Here is an 18,989-nt window from a genome sequence, read left to right on the forward strand (position 1 = left end):
ATTTCAGTCGTTTGAAATCATCAACTCATTTACATAAGTAATTATATACGTAGATACAAGTATCTACATGCATCACTTTTGCCATTCATTAATTTTCTTTGTTGAAGGAAAAATGTCCGAAACTTACAATTTAAAAGCGAAAAATAGGCTACTTAATGTCGTCTGTTCTCTTCGCATTCCAAGTGAACACAAAAAGCGAATGCAACTTCGAATAAGAGTTACACTCGCCTTTTTTCAATCCACATAACATATTTTATTTTTGATCATCATTCAACCGTGACTCCGGCGTTGGATACGTAATCTTCATCACTGCTGGCATGATAATCGGAATCAAAATAACTAGTAACAGAATCCCGACAATCACATCTAGTGCCACTTGAATCAACGTCATCACACCAGACGGAATCAGCGCTGCAAATGTTCCACTCAGGATAATTCCCGCTGAAATAACCACGGTTCCAATAATTGTCGTCGCCTTGAGCATCTTGGCATCGGTAGAAATTGGCTGATGCAGGAACTCACGGTACTTCGCCATGAGGAAGATACTGTAATCAACACCCAGTGAAACCAACATAATGAAGGCAAAGAATGGTGTGTTCCAGGTCAACATGCTTTGACCAAGGAATGCCTTCACCAGCCAGTGTACGATGTTCGTTGCACCACTGTAAGCGATCAACAAGGTTCCCTCAATCGCGATTGGTTGAACCAATGAATGGGTAACAAACATCAACGCAATGAAGATTCCAGCTAACATAATGATGGCGGTACGACTGAAGTCTCCAGCCGCCATTTCATTGATATCATTGGTTTGCGAGGTACTACCACCAAACGCAACCTTGGCATTATTCATCGATGTTCCTTTAAGAGCGCCACGAACGATGCCTTCCAACCGTGGCAAACGTTTCATCGCAGTCTGTGAGCTTGGATCGTCCTTAAGAATGACCGTCATCTTTGTGATCTTGCGATCCGGCGAGAAGTACGTCTTAAGGACCGGGGCAAACGTTTTGCTCTTTAACTGCGCATCTGGAATATAGTAGGTTTCTGCTGCGCTGGCATGTTGCAGACCACTCAAGTACTTATTCGCCTGACCAGACCCTGCGGAAATCTTGCTGAGCCCGTCTGTCGCGGTTCCTAAGCCATTGGACAAACTAGCTGTTTGACCGCCAAGTTGTGACAGTTTCGAAGCCATTTCCTGGTTTCCACTCGCAACTTGGTTAGCGCCACTGACTAGTTGACCAGTATTGCCATTGATCGTACCCATCGCGCTGGCTAACTGATTGGTGCTACTACTCAATTGTGAGAGACCACCGCACAACTGCGTGATTGCTGTCGCAGACGCCGGCAATACTTGATTCGAGGCTGCGTTCAACTGACTAACGGCTTGCTGCAATTGTTGCGTTGACCCTTGCAGGCTCTGTAATTGACTAGCAACGGATTGATCACTGCTACCAATGCTTTGTGCATCAGCACCAATTTTGCTTAATGAACCTGCCAACGTTTGTTGCAAACCAGCACTGGCCTGACTCTGCTGTTTCAGTGCTGCATCAATCGTCGCCGTGACAACTTGTTGTTGCTGAGCGTTTAAGTTAGCACCTTGGCCCTGCATTGCTGCAACTAACTGACCGGCGTTAACATTTGGCGTGCTAATGCCCTTCATCGCATTTTGAATGGCACCTAGTTGACTGCCAATATCACTGGCTGAACTACCGATGCTAGTCAGGGAATTCGTTACGCCACTGGTCGAACCAGTTGAAGCAGCGTTAACCTGATCATTCAAACTGCTGATGGCCTGATTCAATTGTGGTAATGCCGTCGTTAACTGTTGCAATTGCGCCTGTTGACTACCACTAGTACTATTTTGAAGCTGTGCGTTTAATTCATTCACACCTTGAGTCACTTGGTTAATCCCGGAACTCAACGTTGATGTCCCAGCAGCAACCTGTTGTGAGCCAGTTGCTAACTGATTAGCAGAATCAACGCCACCACTGATATTAGCGCCGTCCAACTGCTGTTTTGCTGACCCCAGGCCACTATTAATTTTGTCCAGCCCCTGTTGTGACTTAGTTAAACCACTGGTGACCGTCGCCATCTGGTTGCGAACATACAGTGCCTTAATGGCTGAACCACCAGGCTGTGACGCGGACAAAACCGTTTTAACGCCGGCTGAGTTCTGCAATTGTTTGGTCAAACGATCAATAATTTGGAGCGACTGCTCATTGTTTAAACGATGATCACTCTGAATGTAAATCGTTGTCGGTTCAGCAGTCCCCTTTGAAAAGTGTTTTTGAACCACTTGAAAACCACGTTTAGCAGGGACATTGTCAGCAATTTCAACGGTATTGTCATAATCCAACGTACCGTGGCCCATTAAGGCTAACGGAACCATCACGATCGCCATCACAACTAGTGTCAAAATCGGACGAATCATGGCCGTACTGCCGAGCGCGTGCCACAGCTTGCTGTCACCTTCACCGGCTGACTTACGAACCGGCCAGAACATGTTTGGTCCGAGAACGGTCATAAAGAACGGATTCAGTGTGAGCAAAACTGCTAGCAACACGACGACCCCAACGGCAATGCCGACCGCCGAACGATACAGGGAGAACTTGGCAAACGCCAACACGGACATCCCGATTAATACAGACAAGCCGGAGTAAAGGATAGTCCGACCACCGATTTTGATCGCACTGGCAGTTGCATCATGCGGATTCTTGCCGTGCGCCATTTCCTGCCTAAATTGATTGTATAGGAGAATGTTGTAGTCCGTTCCAATCCCAAACAGCACAATGATAATGAACACTTGCGTAAAGTTTGAAAACGGAAAGTTGAAGTGCTGGACCAAGTTTGTAACCACGCTAATGGATACCAAGCCCGATACTGCGACGGTTAATAAAGAAATAATCGGTGTGATCGGTGAACGGAAGACTAATAGCAACACCACGAAAATGAAAATCGCCGCAATTACCTCAGTCTTTCGCACCCCAGCCTGAGTGGCATCCGAAAAGTCTTGGTTCAAAATATCTGAACCAGTGACATAGGTTTTCACACCGCTCGTTTTAACCGCTTTCGTCAATTGATCACGGATTATACTTCGCGTGTGCGTTTTACTCAACTTAACGTTTAACTGAACCAGCTGCGTTGTCTTGTCTTTGGATACCAACTGTTGTTTAGCGGTAGCACTGTCTTGAGCAGTTGTAATGCCCTTGATCTGATACTTTGACTTATCAGACTTTAGCTTATCAATAGTCCGTTCAATCGCAGCATTCTGTGCGGGTGTCAGTTTATCATCACCATTACTGAACACCGCGACAACTGCCGTCGTATTTTTCTGGTCGCTACCCCACTTTTTCTGCATCTGCGTAGCGCGGACACTTTGATATGTACTAGGAATCTTAATTTGGCCCTTGTCGGCCACCAGCTTCCCCGTATCAGGCGTCATCATGATGGCAGCTACTAAAACGATCAACCACCCTAGTAATCCCCAAACGTGATTTTTAGTCATCCACTTCATGTTCTCTCTAACCTCCTAAAACTTACCGAGCTGCGGCATAACCCGAAAGCCGTTCCATTCGGAAACCCACCGAATGTGACGCCTTCCACGTTATTGCTCAACTTCTCCCTGGGCCTGAGCATCACTCTTCGCTTGCAACCATGGCGTCCAATCGATTGTGATCAGTTTGCCGTCACGATGCGGGCACAACTCATTGAGTGTGGACGCAGCCAACTTGTCGCGATAACTCTTCTCGGCCTCCGCAAAGATTGCCAACGCCTCTTCCTTGGCATCCCCAGGATTATGCCCCTCATCCAAACGTCCCATGTGATAACAAGCATCAAACGACGGATCCTTGGACATACCGAAAACATGATCGGCAAGTCCGGATGAAACCCCGAACGGATCAGTTCCCTCAATCGTGTTAAAAACGTCCAGCATCGTAATTTGATCCGGCTCGCGATTGATCACGAAGCCACCATCTTTCCCAGAAACAGATCGAACTAAACCGGCCCGTGACAGATGCTGAATAACTTTCTTGGTATATGAATCTGATAGTCCCAGCCGTTGTGAAATCAAAGTACTGTGTAATGGTATTTCACGTTTTTGAATCGCCAAGAGCATCAATACACAGATGGCTTGTTCCAAACTTGGTTTAACTTTCATTGCGATATCCTCCAGAAATGCACGTTTATAAACACGACATTCGGTATCCTTTTTATTAACAGGATATATAATATCCCGTTTAAAAATAAATACAAGATTAAATTTTAATTTGGAGTTTGTTCATTACTCATTGATTCGCTATACTGACAGCATTAGTAACCGGTTTCAAAGGCAAAATAAAAACGAGGAAAACTATGGCATTCGTCACTGAACATTACATTTTGGCCGTGGATCAAGGCACCTCTGCATCGCGGGCAATTATCATCAACAAAAATGGCCGACGGGTTACCGCGGCTTCCCAACCATTACCACAAATCAATCGCCATCCAGGATGGGTGGAACACGATCCGAATTTACTGTGGAATTCCGTTCAATCAGTAATTTCGTCTGTCTTGATTAACGCTGGTATCCATCCGGACCAAATTGACGGTGTCGGTATCGTCACACAACGTGAAACGACCATCATTTGGGATCGAACAACTGGTGAGCCAATTGCACCGGCCGTTGGTTGGCAGTCTAAGCAAACGGACGATGTTACCCGGCAACTCATCAAAGATGGTTACGGTGAAATGATCCATCAAAAAACAGGACTCTTTATTAATTCTTACTTCTCAGCCGCCAAAATTCGTTGGCTACTTGATCACGTCGAGGGTGCGCAAGAACGCGCTGAAAAAGGTGAGCTCTGTTTTGGCACGGTTGATTCATGGTTGGCATGGAAATTATCAGGCAGTGCACTTCATGTCACTGATTACTCCAATGCCAGTCGAACAATGCTGTTTAACATTCACACATTGGACTGGGATGATGAAATTCTCAAGCTGATGAATATTCCCCGTGCCATGTTGCCTGAGGTCAAATCATCTTCTGAAGTCTACTGTCACACCCAAAACTATCAATTTTTCGGTGCCGAAGTCCCTATTGCTGCCCTCGCTGGTGACCAACAGGCCGCTTTGTTTGGTCAGATGGGCTTCGATAAGGGTGTCATCAAAAATACGTATGGTGCTGGTGCCTTCATCGTGATGAATACGGGTGATGAGCCGTTGATTTCAAACAACGGGCTGCTCACAACCATCGCCTACGGTCTAAACGGCAGTGTGCAATACGCCCTTGAAGGCTCTATCTTCGTGGCCGGTTCAGCGATTGGCTGGCTTCAAGATGAAATGAAAATGATTCCCGACGAGCCAGCCGCCAAACGAGCCGCGTTAGCCTCAACCGATCACGACGAAGTCTACGTAGTCCCCGCTTTCTCTGGCTTGGGTGCTCCCTATTGGGATGACGCGGCTCGTGGTGCTGTTTATGGAATTACCCGCGGGACAACTCAAAACGATTTTGTTAAGGCCACCTTACAATCGATTGCCTACCAAACACGTGATGTAATCGAAACCATGCGAAAAGATACGCATCTTGCCATCCCCCGTTTGAAGGCCGATGGTGCCTCATCACGAAACACTTATCTTATGCAATTTCAGGCTGATATTCTCGATATGGAAATTGACCGCTCCGCTGATGAGGAAACAACAGCACTTGGTGCAGCCTTTCTAGCAGGCCTCGCCGTGGGCTTTTGGGATAATGTCGATGCCCTCCAAGCTATTTACCAACAGGGCAAGACCTTCTCCCCTAATATGCCCGAGGACCACCGTCAACGTTTATATCAAGGCTGGCAAACAGCGGTCAAAGCAACAGAATTGTTCAAACTATAATTAAACAATGAATTTCAATTTTCTAAACTGTTGGTCCATCTTAATAATGGATTCAGCAGTTTTTTAGTGGCATTTTGCAGAAGAATACTGAACTGTTGACTGATAGCCAGTCGATTGCGCTGTTATATGAGCCGAAGGGCGGCAACATTGACACCGAGCCGTGAAGGTAACGTTAATTCGAGTGATTTGCTCGAATTTAGGTTACGGACGGTCGTGAAGACGTGAACTTCGGCTTTACGACGAGGTGAAAGACGGTGAACTTCCGGCTTGAACTGGTCCCACGGCGAGCGTGTCAATGTTGCCAACCGTAGGCGTCAGCCTCTCACCTAAAGATAATATCGAATCAATCACCAGACCTTGTAGAAAACTTTTTTCACCAATGTTTTCCATAAATGTAAATTTTTTTGAAATTCATTTTGGTGGACCAGACCAATGCTAATCGTTGATATGATAAGTTTTCATAACTAATTCACGGCCTGAACCTAATGAAACCGGTTGCTCACGGTGGTGCATCGCGCTAGATATTGTTATATAATGAACCAGTCAACGACAGAAAGCGGTTACGTTTTCTGTCAATACAACCCTACATTTACAGGCATTTAAGGAGTGAAAACCGTGGCAACAGAATACAGCTCATTGTTTACTTTCTTTGGTGGTACTGGTGACCTTGCCAAACGTAAACTGTACCCATCCCTCTTCAAACTTTACGTTCGCGGAAACTTAGGCGAACATTTTGCCGTTCTCGGAACTGCTCGTGATAGCTGGACCGACGACAAATTCCGTGAAGTCGTAACACAATCCATTAAGGATGACCAACCGGATGCAGATATGCACGCGGCAGAAATTTTCGTGTCACATTTTTACTACATTGCACACGATGTTACGGATAAGGCGCACTACGCTGTGATGAAGGACCTCGTTGAAAAGCTGGACAAACAATACAGCATCAACGGTAACCGGATCTTCTATCTGTCCATGGCACCACGCTTCTTCGGTGAAGTTGCCCTCAACTTGAAGTCAGAAGGTTTGCTCTCTGAAAATGGTTCAAACCGTTTGGTCATTGAAAAACCATTTGGTACCGACTTCACGACTGCTGAAACTTTAAACAGCCAATTATCCGGTGCATTTGACGAAACTCAAATCTACCGAATCGACCACTACCTTGGTAAGGAAATGGTTCAAAACTTTCAGGCTTTGCGTTTCGGCAATACGCTTGTTGAATCTCTGTGGAACAACCGTTACATCGACAACGTTCAAGTGACCTTAAGTGAAAAACTTGGTGTTGAAGACCGCGCCGGTTACTACGATACTGCTGGTGCATTACGTGACATGGTTCAAAACCATATCATGCAAATCGTTTCTCAATTAGCAATGGAACAACCTGTTTCATTCACTGACGCTGATGTTCGTGTTGAAAAGATCAAGGCATTGCGTTCACTCCGGGTTTACAGCCCAGCCGAAGCAGCCAAGAACTTTATCCGCGGTCAATATGGTGCTAACGATACTGAACCTGCCTACCGTGATGAACCAAACGTACCAAAGGATTCACACAACGACACGTTTGTTGCCGGTAAATTATTATTCGACAACTACCGTTGGTCAGGTGTTCCTTTCTACGTCCGGACTGGTAAGCGTTTGGCTGACAAGTTTACACGGATCGACGTTGTCTTCAAGAAGCCTTTGATCGACATCTTCGCCTTCCCACAAAACCGTGATAACTCATTAGCACCAAACGTTTTGACCATCTGCGTTGAACCAAACTCAGGCTTCTCTCTCCAATTGAACGCCAAGACTGCTGGTCAAGGTTTCGAAACGGAACCAATCCATTTGGACTTCCAGCAAGATGTTGCTCAAAAGGAAGAAACTCCAGAACCATACGAACGTTTGCTGCATGACACCTTGAAGGGTGACCAAACTAACTTCGCCTCATGGGATGAAGTTTCATACGCATGGAAGTTCGTTGATGTTATCCAGAAGTTATGGGATTCAGAAACACCAGACTTCCCTAACTACATCTCCGGTTCTATGGGACCAGCTGCATCAGATGAACTGTTGCAACGTGATCACCGGGCTTGGGTATATCGCTTAAACCGTTAATTTAAAACATTAAAAGCCACATCGCAATTTTTTGCAATGTGGCTTTTTGTCAGTTTCAGACTTATTTAACTGAAAAATTAATTCTGCGAATAAATTGCCTTCAAGCCAGCAATATCACCGCTCGTTAATTGTACACGGCCCTGCGTTACTGGGTACATGACCGAATTCGGATCACTGCTATGATCAAGTCCCAATGCGTGGCCCACTTCGTGAATGGCCACAGCATCGTTGTATGAACTCAAATAGGCTGTATTCAGCTTGGCACTTCCATGATTTGTTGCGTTAGCACCACTAAAATTCGTTTGGTAAATTTCTGGACCGCCATGACCTACCTCAACTGCACCATCGCTGGCTGCTTTTGAAACTTCATGATAGGTGCTAAACGTTAACTGGTTTTGTCCACTCCCCGCGTGCCCGGGTTTAAGGGTAACGATACCGGTTGCATTATACGTTTGCACGGCAGTATCAAACGCCAAGCGCACTGCTGGCGAATCGGAGGCCGCGTATTCGTAATAGTACGTCGGTTGCAAATGAACATTGCTGACAATCGATTCAACTGGCGTAGCGTCAGTGGTAGTCGAGTTCGCTGTGGATGCCGCGACATGTGGCGATGGTTTGGTACTAGCCGATGTGGACTGCGAAGCCGTAGAGTTCTGAGCGCCAGCATTGGCGTTCAAAGTGACGGCCGTAAAAAAAGTATTTACTTGATTATGGATTTTTTGAAATGATCGCTGAATGTTAGCTGGACTTACCTGATCAGCCAACTGTTTTTCCAATGGCGGATGATTTTGTAAAAACAGTGCACCGCCAATGATAACAACGACAAGGCCTACAAGTCGTCCCAAATAATTCTTGCGCATAAATAATAACCTCGCGTGAGCCAAACTCACTTTCCAAACGAGACAAATTCCTTAAACTACCCACAAAGTATAAAGGCTAACTACAAAGCCTTTCAATGTTATTGCTATTGATTAACAGATGTTTAAAGAATGAAGTCATCTGATTTGCAAAACGGAGCTTTGACACAAGTCCGGTTTGAGAACGAGCATTAACGAAAAACTGACCCATTCCCAAAGTTCGGGAATAGGTCAGTTTGAGGTTAAGCGGAATTCTCAGGACTTTGGAGCGCGATATTGCTCGCATTATTCGTTCCAAATAAACTTATGTCGCAACTTCGTTTTAGTATTTGATGTTTTTATTAAATCAATTGCCCAACGACTGGTTTATCAGTTAACGTTCTTTTACCGTGCGGAGATTTTTTGATCATTTCCGTGAGGTCTCTGCCGGCCGTCAGACCGTGGTGTTGTCCACCCTGCCAAGCAGCAACATTCGTCAGATCATAAACAGTGCCATCCACAGCCACATAGGCCTTATGACCATCTTTGCCATCAAATTGCTTTAGTTCATCCACAGTGAAATTTTGCATTTGTAAGCGCCTCCTTATGTTTGCATTGAGTATAGCACCTCAATTAACAAACGCGGTAAATTTTGATTAGGTCTTTGTAGATTAAGTGCTGTCGCAAACGCCGTAAGTTGCTGAAAAGAATGTGTCTGCACATGAGGGCGAGGACTTTGCGAGACCAAATTTTTGCTGCTATATTGTCGCAAACGCGTTCACACCCCCAAAAGCCTGTGCATAACACAAAATAACCACCGCAAAGACAAAGTACGTCTTCACGATGGTTATTTTACGTTATTGCTCGGCCTTTACCCGGGGGTGTTCACGCTCTATTCATTTCCCTTTTCCGGATGCCTCTGCAAATAAACAACGTGGGTGTTCAAGAATTCATCCAAACCGTGTTTACCATCAGCACCGCCAACACCGGACTCCTTCCAGCCAGCGTGGAAGCCTTGAATAGCCTCAAAGTTGTAACGGTTGATGTATGTTTCACCGTCTTGCAATTCGTTGGCAGCCTTAGCGGCGTTATCCAAGTTCTCAGTGAAGATAGATGACGTCAAACCTAGGTCGTTATCGTTTGACATCTCAATGGCTTCATCCAACGTCTTAAAGGTGACGATTGGGAGTACTGGTCCAAAGATTTCGTGCTGGATAATCTCAGAATCCTGCTTAACGTTAGTGATAACCGTTGGTAAGTAGTAGAACCCTTTGTCGATGTCGGCTGGGTGACCACCAGTAGTTACTTTGCCGCCAGCCTTGACCGCTCGTTGAACCATACCATCAACGTTATCCAACGCTGCTTTGTTGATCAGTGGACCCATGCCAATGGTTTCATCCTTGTTCGGGTCACCGACCGTGATCTTGCTCATCTTGTCGGTCAGCTTCTTAACGAATTCGTCTGCAACGTCCTCTTGTACATAAACTCGTTCAGCGTTGTTGCAAACTTGCCCATTGTTGTCGACACGTGAATCGATGATGGCTTGGACAGCCAAGTCAATGTCTGCATCCTTGCAAACAATGGCAGGCGCCTTCCCACCTAATTCAAGTGAGACCTTAGCTAAGTGGTCAGCAGCATCGCTCATGACTCGACGACCAGAGTCAACGGACCCAGTCAAACTGATAATGCCAATCTTCTTGTTCTTGGATAATTCACTGCCAACGACTGCCCCAGGACCAGTGACAAAGTTAACAACGCCCTTCGGTAGACCGACCTTGTCACAAATCTTAGCAAACGCCAAAGCGTTGTTTGGTGTATCGGAACTTGGCTTGATCACAATGGTGTTCCCAGTTACCAAAGCTGGTCCCATCTTCCGAGCAATCAGGAAGAACGGAAAGTTCCACGGCAAAATTCCGGCAGCGACACCAATCGGCTGTTTGGCAATCATGATGTTTTCATTAGGGTTGTCAGATTGAAGAACTTCGCCTTCATACATCCGTGCTGCGGCAGCCATGTAGTCAAAATAGTCAGCTGAAAACATGATTTCCGTTTGAGCTAAGGATTTAATCTTCCCTTGTTCTTCCATCAAAATGGAAACTAAATCGTCTTCTTGGTTCCGAATTTCTTCAGCAATCTTGTGCAGATATGCACCACGGGTTGCGGCTGGAACCTCTTTCCATGACTTTTGTGCTTCAAACGCATCATCAATTGCTTCACGCGTTTCTTCAACCGTTGCGCTTGGAACGGTTGAGATTGGTTGTTCATCGGATGGGTTAATGACAGTTAGTGTGTTACCCGATTTCGAGTCAACAAACTGACCATTGATATACATTTGATAATGCTTTAACGCAATTGCTTCAGACATAATGTGCTTCCTTTCTGCCTTGTCGCTTGTGGCAAGGAAACCTGAAAACGTCTTTTGAATGTTGCTCGGTCCTTACCAATCTTCGACCTCACTCTCCTGGCTTATACTGATCATCAATCACCAAAACTGGCTTGATAGTCTTACCGCTACCGGAATCGGCATTGGCCTCGTTAATTTGCTCAAATGGATAGAACTTTTCCGTCTTGTCGAAGTCAAACATGCCCATCTGGTAGAACTTGATCAAACGAGGAATGTCGACTTGTGGAATGGAATCGCCCATGTTGACCCCAATGATTGAGCGATCGTTTGTGCAAAGATCGTTCCATGTATCTAGGTCAATGTGGTTAGCTGTAACAGCAATAGTCGCGGTGGTTCCGCCCTGGGCGAGTGCCTGAATGGAATCTTCCATAACTTTCGTTACACCAGTGGTATCAACGGCGTAGTCGACACCTTTGCCATCCGTCAGCTCCTTGATTTTAGCAACGGCATTTTCGTTCTTGCTATTGATTGTGTCGGTTGCGCCAAGTTCCTTGGCTAATTGCAAACGTGAATCGACAACATCAACGGCAATGACAGTAGTACAGCCAGAAATCTTACCAGCCATCATGGCTGCCAAGCCAACGGCACCAGTCCCGAAGACAGCGATAGTTTCGCCAGGTTTTGGTTTCAATGTGTTCAGAACAGTCCCACTACCAGTTACATAGCCGCAACCTAAAGGTCCAAGACGGCGCAAATCCAAGTTCTTAGGAACCTTAACCGCGTTACGTTCGCGAACAACAGTGGTTGTCGTAAATGATGACTGATCAAACATGTCACTGACACGATGACCATCCTCCGTAAAGTGATCACTACCATCCGGACGAACACCAGATAAATTATTCGCTGCATAATTTAGACAGCGGGTCGGCATCCCCTTCAAACAGTTCTCACAGTTACCACAACCGTAGAATGACAAAACAACGTGATCACCAACCTTGAAGTTCTTAACTTCTGGACCCACTTTTTCAACTATTCCTGAGCCTTCGTGTCCCAAAACAATTGGGTAGCCAATTTCAGCATCACCTTTTCTTAAGGCTTCGTCTGAATGGCAAATGCCACTGGCAACCATGTGAATTTGTAGGTCATCAGCCTGCATTTCGGATAACTCAACATCATCCTTGATCACAAACGGGCCACCCTTTTTTTCAACAACTGCTGCTTTAATTTTCATGATGTTTTTCCTCCAAATGATTATTTGGTGAATTATTGAGCAAATGAGCTCGCCAAGAACAACTTCAATTAAGAGCAACTGTAATAACATCTTTATGTGCTTGTTTATCTTTCCATGCACATCGTTGATATGTAATTATAGCTACTTTGGAACGTTCCACGCCTTCATGGTATTTCGAAATGTAATCGGTTTCAACCCCTACGTGCATAATTCAGTGAAATAAAATCGTTTATTTTAAGTATCTTTGAGAATTACTGAGCAAAACAAATTGATTCTCAAAATCTAATTAAAAATCATGTTTAACACCGATTTACGTCCGTCTTACTGCGCATAACTGTGCCAAGTTTTTAACTATTGAGCAACCAAATAAAAAATCGAATTTTGCAATTGTAAGCTGACCGCACAAACCCTTTTCTTACCAAATTAAAAACGATTGGAGCATAACACTGACATTTGCTAATCTAACATAAAATGGATGTTCACGGGAAAATCACCCATAAACATCCATTTTTCGTTGCCTGAGAAAGCCAAACCGTGTTATGTCGCGCTCTCTGTTTGCATATTTAAAATTTAATCTGCTGCTTCATATAATCTTCATAACTTGTTGGTTTGCGTCCAAGTAACAAGCGTAGGACATTCGAGTTGCCATCGAGTCCCCACTTACTATACGTATCTGCTAGGTGGCGAAAGGCATCTCGTGAATAAACATTTTGAATGCCTGCCTGATTAAGAAACTCTGTCATATCGACACGCTTGGCAACGGCATGCTCGCCTGTTAACCGATTATACAATGCTACTAGATCTACCGGTGAAGCGTAATCCGTACCTACCAATTCATACGTGGCTTTATTATGCTTCTCGGGATTTTGAGCAACTGCTACGACCACATCGCCAACATCTTCCGGTGCCACATAGGAAAGTTTGGTATTGATATCATAAAAGATATTATAGGCACCAGTTTCGTGAACCACGTTTGGATTGAAATTATGCATATAGTGCATCGGTTGCAAAATCGTGTATTGATAATCCTTAACCATCCCGGTATAAATCATGTGCTCTTCCACATCACGTTTCATCAAATGCTGACGTAACGTAGATAGAATTGGATGAGTAACCGAAATAAAGATAAATTGCTTGTGGGCAGCCGCCAACTGGTCCGTCAAATATCGGCCAATATCCGCCTCTTCCGCGACAAACAAGGGGGGAATTTCCACGACACTGTCGACATCCGCAATCAACTTATCAATTTCATCTGCACGGGTTAAATCTGCAACGACCCCTTCACGAATACCCGGCAAATCTTTCACGGCTGGATTAATGTCCGTCGCTTTTACGTCGAATCCAGCGGCCACTAGTTTGTCCACAATCACGCGACCAGTGTGGCCAGCTGCTGAGGTTACTAAAATCATCATGCTTACCTCCTAATGAACTTTATCAATGTCATTTTTCCTAATTAAGGCATCCGCAAAATTGCCTTCACTGTGGTTCCGTTTAATGAGTCTTCAAAGGCCTGATTGACATCTTTTAGGTCGTAAAACTTAACCAGTTTATCAAACGGAAAGTCACCTTGTTGATACAACTGAATCAGTTGGGGAATAAACAACTTAGGCAATGAGAATCCTTGTAACACACCCGTGACTTGACGCGCCGGTACCAGAATGTCATTCATCATGCTCAAGTCAGCATGCGCTGCGCCGCCAATAATTGCAGTGTGCCCGAGAATACCTGTGCTACGGATGGCTTGTTCTGGTAGCCCATTAGCAGGAGCGGAAACAACAGCATAATCTACACCACCATCAGTCATTTCTTGAATCATCGCTGGCACATCATCAACTGTCTTGCTGTTGATGATATCTGTTGCCCCAAGCGCTTTGGCTTCTGCCAGCCGCGTATCAAAGATATCAACAGCGATGATTTTGGCAACGTGCATCGCCCTAGCCGCCATAATGGCTGCATCGCCGACCGTTCCAGTACCGAACACTGCCATTGAACTGCCAACTTCGGGTTTAAGAATATGCATAACGGTACCAGCCCCCGTTTGTAAGCCACATCCCAATGGTCCAAGCAGGCTAACATCAACGTCCTTGGTTACTTTAACAGCGTTTCGTTCCTGAACCTTCGCATAGGTACCAAACGATGATTGCTGGAAAAAAGACGTTACTGGCTGACCGTTCAAGGTAAAACGACTACCACCGTAGTAATCAACGCCGCCAAAATTCAATTCATCTGAGCGTTCACACGCATACGGACGACCGGCCAGACACTGGCGACAGTGACCACAGCTAGCATACGAAATCGCCACATGATCACCAACTTCAAATTCACGTACATCTTCACCGACCTGCTCGACAATGCCGGCACCTTCATGTCCCAAAACAATCGGAAATTCACTGCGTCCCATACCGGTTTTGGCACGCATAATATCTGCGCCACAAACGCCGACCGCAACGATTTTAACTAATAATTGATCACCATGTAACGTGTCATCTAATTCAACGGGTTCAACAACTAAGGATTCACCTTTAGCTGGCGCAACAGCTGCTGTAATTTGCATGATTTGTACTCCTTATCTTTGCTGTGTACACAAATTGACCATCAAATGCTTTGTAAGTTATCTCACATGAGTATCGTAACAATTTTGAGATGAATTTCGCTAGAATCCGTTTTTATTTTGATCATTTATTTGCTCGTGCAAGCATTTTAGTTTGTAAGGTCACTTTACTATCAGCTAATAGGTTCGCATATTGGGCATTTTGCCAACGATTCGGTGTTCCCACCGCGCAAAAAAACACCAGTAGCAAAAGCAACTGATGCCATCAACAATCATTTATTCAATTACTAACAATAACAATCTTAACTACTCGATTTCAATAACTCGTTCTTGATCACCAAGCGTGGTTAGAAACGTGCCATCATTACGACGCGATTCGACAATTCTTCCCTGATAAATCAAACTATCAATGTCGAACTGAAAAAAGCCACTACCCAATTCCAAAGCCGTCATTTTATAATCGCCAAGTTGGTCATCATGATACTGTTTCTTGTTTGTTAATGAAGCCTTTAATTTCTCCACGACTGCTATTTGCCTCCTAAGCACAAAAATGTCTTAACAAAATCATTTCCGTTATTCTAAAGATACAAATTGAAGATTAAAACTGCCTTGCAATAATTCAAAAATTATCGAAAAATTTGAGAACCACACGTTTAGTTTAGTGGGTAAATTAATTAATGGCAACAGTTATTTACGACACTGAGGTGGAATAATGAACAAAGAAGATCTTTTAGAGCCGTTTGAACGGCGACAGATTAGGATTTTGCAGTATCTATACCGTAATAATGGTGAGGCCAAAATTTCGGAAATTGCGAGCGCGTTACCTTTTTCAAGCCGAAATTTATTAATGGACGACCTGCAAGCCATCCAAATGGTGCTGAGACCTTCGCTAACTCAATATGATATTTCCTTTAAATGGAATGACGAAAAAGTTCACTTGCATATCAACGGTCAAATGAGTCTGAAAACGCTCATTTTTTCGTACTATCGCCAGACACCCAAAATTAGTATTATCGAAAATATCGTTCTCAATCCCAATCTAACAAGCATTCAGTTAGCTACGAAACTCAACTTCAGTGTGGCCACTCTTTACCGTAAGATTGCCGAACTCAATGATCTTTTAGCGCCCTTTCACGTCAAAATCAATCAACTGCAACTCACTGGCCCAGATCTCGCTATCCAACATTTAATGTATGAACTGCTGTGGAATGTCTGTCCAAAAGACCAGTACGTTTATCGTCGTTACTTGCAACGCAACAGTCCTTTAGCGGAAACAATGCATCGTTTATTAATCGATGGGTCTAATAAATATCTCGCAGCCGACGGGCCTCGCAAACTGTACACTTGGCTACTGATTATTCGGCTACGTAATCGCCATGCCAACACGACAATGACCTTATCGCCCCTCGCTCGCCAAGTCTATAAGACCATGGTGGGTGCGCCTCATTTTCAACAGTTGTGGCGGCAACTACAGGATTCGATGCCGACGTTTATGCAGCGAATCGAGAAGACAGAACTGGAGCAAAGTTTATTGATTTTTTGTGTTGCTCATGAAGTTTTCCCCATTGACGACGCCTTTTGGCAACCCGCTGTGGATATGGTGAATCCCACCGATTCCTTAGCTAGTACGGCGCAAACCATCCACCAAGAACATGTTCAGCCAATGCTTAATTTAGACACGCCAACCATTACGCGATACAGTGTCGCTACTCTCTATCGTACATTGGTCAACCTGACCGTTTGTGCTGGTCATATCAACGTTATGCGTCCAGATACAACAACGCGTTACTACAAACGCCTTCATAATGAATTAATCATTCGTCAGGCCCACGAACTCACTCGCGTTATCGTTTCATCCATGGCAGACAAATTTCAACTTTCTGTCGATCCAGGATATGTGCAACAGCTTATGGTGCTACTGCGTTTAACGTTGAGACAGCGATTTGCACCGACCTACCGAATTGGCGTCGACCCGGAAATTGGTGAGATGTGGCTTGAACCCTTTATTCAAATTTGCCAAAACTACTTTAATCAGACACTTAGAACAACAGTTGAGGTCTTTGACCCAAATAAACAATATGACCTCTATTTATCTGACCATTGTCCTGATCAGCCTGTCATTCAAGCTACACAAACGTACATTTTGACGGACCTAGGATCCGAAGATGATTTGAATAAAATAACTGAATTACTCCAAACCACCCCAAATAATCGAGGCCTAACTGGGCATCCCCGCGAGCTATCGGCAACAACTCCACCATGCCATCGAACACCCAAGAACGTACTTTAATCGGCACAGAATATCATAAATTCATCATTTTTCTAGGTATATCAATTTTTCGCCAATCGGATTTCTCGTAAAAATCGAACTGACCGTGAAGTTTGAGATATTATCCTCTCATTTCTCTCGTACGCTATTTTCAAGAGTAACTTGAGAGGAAGATAGAATTATGAAAAATTCTCGATTAATAAACTGGCTACTTGTGATGTTCACCGTGATGATCGGCTTCATTTTCAACACTCAGACCGCACAAGCCGCCACATACGGCAACGAATTCATCACTAGTGGAACAATTACAAATGGGCCCAATTTTAGTTATGCCAGTAACGTCAATGTACGCTACGACTGGGCAGTGCCAAACGACGTTCATATCGCTGCTAACGATCAAATGGAGATTCAATTACCTGACGCCCTTCGTGTCTCAAAAGAATCAACTTTTCCGCTGCTTGCAGATGATGGCACGGAGCTGGGAAGTGTCGACATAAAAACCGATGGCACAATGGTGGTTACGTTTAATGAAACTGCAGCAACCCTGACTAACCTTCATGGCACCATTACCTTCTCGACCAAACTCAATGCGGCGACAGTCGGATTAGGTGAACAAAACGTGCCATTTGAGACTAACAATGGCACGTTAACAAGTCCAGTGATTGTCAGTCCATCCACAAATAACTTGTCTAAAAAAGGCAGCTTCACGACTGACAGTAACGGCAATCCAGCAATCAAATGGACTATTTTGGTTAACCGTAACGAATTACCGATGGAAAATGTAAAAGTTTCAGATATCATCACTGATGCCGGTCAACAATTGGTTCCTGACAGCATTACTGTGTCTAATGGACATTGGACAGACCCCACCACACAAGCAAGCTATAAGCGTGATGAAACCCTGACTGCTGGAACAGATTACACAGTATCAGTGACTGGCGACAGTTTTGAAACAACGTTTGCTAAACTCGACTCACAGATGGTTGTCATTGATTACCTAACAACGTTTAAGGATCCGGCAGTTGCCTCAGATGGCAGTTCTATCTTTAAAAACACGGCCACAATGACCTGGGGCGGCAACAACGGTAACGGCGCCAATTCTGAAAAAGCTACCGCCAGCGTGAAACAAACTGCTGGTTCTGGAACAGGCAGTGGTTCAGAGAATAATAACTCTGGCGAAGAATCAAATAGTAGCTCAGATAGCAACAACTCCAATGAGAGTTCTACTAGCGAATCCAGTAATGCCTCTGAAAGTTCGAATAACAGTTCATCAGAAAATAGTGACAGCAGTTCTGTTGAAAGTAATGACCATTCGGACAGTCATCACGTAGATACTAATCACACCAACGAAAGTTCAACGGATAATTCTGTAGTTGCTTCTAACGATTCAAGCGCCAGTCAGCTAAATTCTAGCAATCAATCTTCGACATCTGACAATCGTGACCAAACAGTAATTGCGGGCCCATCAAATTCGTCATCTAACGGTCAATCCGTTTCAACCAAAGGATCTGCAAAACAGAAGGATTCGCTAGCAGAGGGCTTGCCACACACCGATCAGCAAATCAGCATTTCACTAATTATTGTCGGTGTTATTTCGCTCACCGGTCTCATTATTTACCGGCTACGTCAAAACTAAATTAGTGAAAAAGAGTCGATAACAGTCACAATTAGCATAGAAATTAAAAGTCTGAGTCATTTTGCTCAACTTTTATTTCAGCAAAATGGCACCAGGTAGTTTCGGTAAGCAATTTTTCTTCAATCGCAAAAGTTCATGCTGATGAAAAATTGCCGCAAACGCGGGACAT

13 protein-coding genes are annotated in these 18,989 nt (G+C 44.5%); 4 read left to right on the plus strand and 9 right to left on the minus strand.

Features of this window, described 5'->3' with window-relative positions:
* Positions 1 to 253 precede the first annotated feature (253 nt).
* Both LROSL1_RS12040 and LROSL1_RS12045 read right to left on the minus strand, forming a co-directional pair.
* Positions 254 to 3,511 (minus strand): MMPL/RND family transporter, encoded by a 3,258-nt coding sequence (locus LROSL1_RS12040; RefSeq protein WP_178914741.1) that lies wholly within the window; start codon positions 3,509 to 3,511, stop codon positions 254 to 256.
* A gap of 90 nt (positions 3,512 to 3,601) precedes the next feature.
* On the minus strand, positions 3,602 to 4,156 hold the full coding sequence (locus LROSL1_RS12045; RefSeq protein WP_178914742.1) for an RrF2 family transcriptional regulator: 555 nt from the start codon (positions 4,154 to 4,156) through the stop codon (positions 3,602 to 3,604).
* Positions 4,157 to 4,350: 194 nt separating this feature from the next.
* On the opposite strand from LROSL1_RS12045, the gene glpK reads away from it, so the two are divergent.
* On the plus strand, positions 4,351 to 5,856 hold the full coding sequence (gene glpK, locus LROSL1_RS12050; RefSeq protein WP_178914743.1) for a glycerol kinase GlpK: 1,506 nt from the start codon (positions 4,351 to 4,353) through the stop codon (positions 5,854 to 5,856).
* A gap of 615 nt (positions 5,857 to 6,471) precedes the next feature.
* A complete protein-coding gene (gene zwf / locus LROSL1_RS12055) occupies positions 6,472 to 7,953 on the plus strand; it encodes a glucose-6-phosphate dehydrogenase (protein ID WP_178914744.1) in 1,482 nt (493 codons plus the stop codon).
* Between the two features lie 77 nt (positions 7,954 to 8,030).
* Here zwf and LROSL1_RS12060 read toward each other — a convergent pair whose 3' ends face one another.
* From LROSL1_RS12060 to LROSL1_RS12090, 7 genes are all read right to left on the minus strand, one after another.
* On the minus strand, positions 8,031 to 8,813 hold the full coding sequence (locus tag LROSL1_RS12060) for a matrixin family metalloprotease (protein WP_178914745.1): 783 nt from the start codon (positions 8,811 to 8,813) through the stop codon (positions 8,031 to 8,033).
* Positions 8,814 to 9,151: 338 nt separating this feature from the next.
* A complete protein-coding gene (locus tag LROSL1_RS12065) occupies positions 9,152 to 9,379 on the minus strand; it encodes a cytochrome b5 domain-containing protein (RefSeq protein WP_178914746.1) in 228 nt (75 codons plus the stop codon).
* Positions 9,380 to 9,681: 302 nt separating this feature from the next.
* Positions 9,682 to 11,154 carry an aldehyde dehydrogenase gene (gene aldA, locus LROSL1_RS12070; RefSeq protein WP_225440528.1) on the minus strand — a complete coding sequence of 491 codons (1,473 nt, stop codon included), beginning with the start codon at positions 11,152 to 11,154 and terminating at the stop codon, positions 9,682 to 9,684.
* Between the two features lie 88 nt (positions 11,155 to 11,242).
* A complete protein-coding gene (locus LROSL1_RS12075) occupies positions 11,243 to 12,364 on the minus strand; it encodes an NAD(P)-dependent alcohol dehydrogenase (RefSeq protein ID WP_178914747.1) in 1,122 nt (373 codons plus the stop codon).
* A gap of 563 nt (positions 12,365 to 12,927) precedes the next feature.
* The gene (locus LROSL1_RS12080) at positions 12,928 to 13,776 is read right to left on the minus strand and encodes an SDR family oxidoreductase (RefSeq protein WP_225440529.1); all 849 of its coding nucleotides are present in this window, start codon (positions 13,774 to 13,776) and stop codon (positions 12,928 to 12,930) included.
* Between the two features lie 41 nt (positions 13,777 to 13,817).
* A complete protein-coding gene (locus tag LROSL1_RS12085; RefSeq protein WP_178914748.1) occupies positions 13,818 to 14,918 on the minus strand; it encodes an NAD(P)-dependent alcohol dehydrogenase in 1,101 nt (366 codons plus the stop codon).
* Positions 14,919 to 15,221: 303 nt separating this feature from the next.
* On the minus strand, positions 15,222 to 15,437 hold the full coding sequence (locus LROSL1_RS12090; RefSeq protein WP_017260885.1) for a hypothetical protein: 216 nt from the start codon (positions 15,435 to 15,437) through the stop codon (positions 15,222 to 15,224).
* 190 nt (positions 15,438 to 15,627) lie between these two features.
* Here LROSL1_RS12090 and LROSL1_RS12095 point away from each other — a divergent pair, with 190 nt between their 5' ends.
* Together LROSL1_RS12095 and LROSL1_RS12100 are read left to right on the plus strand one after the other, a co-directional pair.
* Entirely contained in the window at positions 15,628 to 17,205 is a 1,578-nt protein-coding gene (locus LROSL1_RS12095) for a helix-turn-helix domain-containing protein (RefSeq protein WP_178914749.1), read from the plus strand.
* A gap of 160 nt (positions 17,206 to 17,365) precedes the next feature.
* Positions 17,366 to 18,820, plus strand: coding sequence for an Ig-like domain-containing protein (locus tag LROSL1_RS12100; protein ID WP_178914750.1), 1,455 nt, complete (start codon positions 17,366 to 17,368; stop codon positions 18,818 to 18,820).
* Positions 18,821 to 18,989 lie beyond the last annotated feature (169 nt).

It is taken from the genome of Furfurilactobacillus rossiae, from assembly GCF_013394005.1.
In the GTDB taxonomy this organism is placed as follows: Bacteria; Bacillota; Bacilli; order Lactobacillales; family Lactobacillaceae; genus Furfurilactobacillus; species Furfurilactobacillus rossiae.

Coding starts and splice junctions, on each gene's coding strand:
- LROSL1_RS12040 (WP_178914741.1), bottom strand. CDS start 3,511: ATGAAGTGGATGACTAAAAATCACGTTTGGGGATTACTAGGGTGGTTG.
- LROSL1_RS12060 (WP_178914745.1), bottom strand. CDS start 8,813: ATGCGCAAGAATTATTTGGGACGACTTGTAGGCCTTGTCGTTGTTATC.
- LROSL1_RS12075 (WP_178914747.1), bottom strand. CDS start 12,364: ATGAAAATTAAAGCAGCAGTTGTTGAAAAAAAGGGTGGCCCGTTTGTG.
- LROSL1_RS12080 (WP_225440529.1), bottom strand. CDS start 13,776: ATGATGATTTTAGTAACCTCAGCAGCTGGCCACACTGGTCGCGTGATT.
- LROSL1_RS12065 (WP_178914746.1), bottom strand. CDS start 9,379: ATGCAAAATTTCACTGTGGATGAACTAAAGCAATTTGATGGCAAAGAT.
- glpK (WP_178914743.1), top strand. CDS start 4,351: ATGGCATTCGTCACTGAACATTACATTTTGGCCGTGGATCAAGGCACC.
- LROSL1_RS12100 (WP_178914750.1), top strand. CDS start 17,366: ATGAAAAATTCTCGATTAATAAACTGGCTACTTGTGATGTTCACCGTG.
- LROSL1_RS12045 (WP_178914742.1), bottom strand. CDS start 4,156: ATGAAAGTTAAACCAAGTTTGGAACAAGCCATCTGTGTATTGATGCTC.
- aldA (WP_225440528.1), bottom strand. CDS start 11,154: ATGTCTGAAGCAATTGCGTTAAAGCATTATCAAATGTATATCAATGGT.
- LROSL1_RS12095 (WP_178914749.1), top strand. CDS start 15,628: ATGAACAAAGAAGATCTTTTAGAGCCGTTTGAACGGCGACAGATTAGG.
- LROSL1_RS12085 (WP_178914748.1), bottom strand. CDS start 14,918: ATGCAAATTACAGCAGCTGTTGCGCCAGCTAAAGGTGAATCCTTAGTT.